This window comes from Alteromonas sp. CyTr2, from assembly GCF_947311905.1.
GTDB classification, from domain to species: domain Bacteria; phylum Pseudomonadota; class Gammaproteobacteria; order Enterobacterales; family Alteromonadaceae; genus Alteromonas; species Alteromonas macleodii.
In genome coordinates this window covers 1-1273 of record NZ_CAMZMZ010000087.1, presented here as the reverse complement: position 1 = coordinate 1273, position 1273 = coordinate 1, and the positions used below count along the sequence as shown (strand labels likewise).

Below are 1273 nucleotides of genomic sequence, written 5' to 3'. Positions count from 1 at the left end.
TGAGGTGGTTTAATTGAGTTGACCAGTCCAGTTAAGGATATAATTGAACTTTAGCTGGAGAAAGTAAATGGCCGGAAGAAAGCGGTATACGAAAGAATTTAAACTGGATGCTGTGAGCCTGGTGCTAGATCAAGGTCACACGCGCTCTGAAGTCGCCAGAATGTTGGATGTGAGTCAGCAAATTATTGGTCGCTGGGTCAAAGAGTTTCAACAAGATGATGACGGCCATGCGTTCAGAGGGAACGGCAAACTGACGCCAGAGCAGGCAGAAATCAGAAAGCTTAAAGCTCAGGTAAAACAGCTTGAAATGGATAAACGCATCCTAAAGGAAGCATCGGTATTCTTCGCCAAAGAAATGAAGTGAAATACGCGTTTATCGCCGAGCGAAAGAATACCTATCCTGTTGACCGGTTGTGCCGGTTATTAGGCGTTAAGCGCAATGGGTTTTATCGATATATGAATACCCAGCATCAACCTACAACGGATGATGATAAACGAAAAGAAATAGTGGAATGGATGCGCAAGATTGCCAAAGCCAGTGAGCATAGCTATGGCAGTCGACGAATGCAAAAAGCACTGAATTGTTTGGGCTACCCTATCGGTAGACGTCTTACACGCCGACTGATGAAAGAAGCAGGTGTGCAGGTCCGTTACAAGAAGAAATACAAGGTCACCACAAACAGTAATCACACATTGCCTGTATTTGAAAATGTGCTGGACAGACAGTTTGATGTTGATTCACCCAATCTAGCTTATGTGCAGGATATTACCTATATCTGGACACAAGAAGGCTGGTTATATTTGGCCGTTGTTATTGACCTGTACTCGAGAAAAGTCGTTGGCTGGAGCATGGGGTCAAGAATGAAAGCCAAATTGGTGTGTGACGCGTTAACGATGGCGATATGGCAGCGTAATCCAAAAGCGGGATTGGTTGCCCATTCAGATCGCGGTAGCCAATACGCTAGTGCAGACTATCGACGCTTGCTTAAAGGACACCAATTTGTTGGCAGTATGAGTCGTAAAGGTGATTGTTGGGATAATAGTGTGGTTGAGAGCTTCTTCGGTAGCTTGAAGCAAGAGCTAGTGCACTGGAAACAATACCAAACTCGTTATGAAGCACAGCAAGATATACTGCGTTACATCACGACATTTTATAATCCTGGGCGGTTGCATTCGTATCTGGATTACAGGAGTCCAAATCAATATGAGGCGGACATGAAGAAATTGAAAAAAGTAGCTTAACTGGGTTGGTCAATTTTGGTTGACCACGTCA

The 1273-nt window shown here is 44.3% G+C and carries 1 protein-coding gene; it reads left to right on the top strand.

What is annotated here, in order from left to right:
* The first annotated feature begins 67 nt into the window (after window positions 1–67).
* Window positions 68–1242, top strand: a protein-coding gene (locus QME20_RS19665; RefSeq protein WP_281716519.1) for an IS3 family transposase whose coding sequence is annotated in 2 segments (ribosomal slippage) — window positions 68–335 and window positions 335–1242 — 1176 coding nt in all. Because the reading frame shifts where the segments join, the coding sequence is not laid out codon by codon here.
* Window positions 1243–1273: the final 31 nt, after the last annotated feature.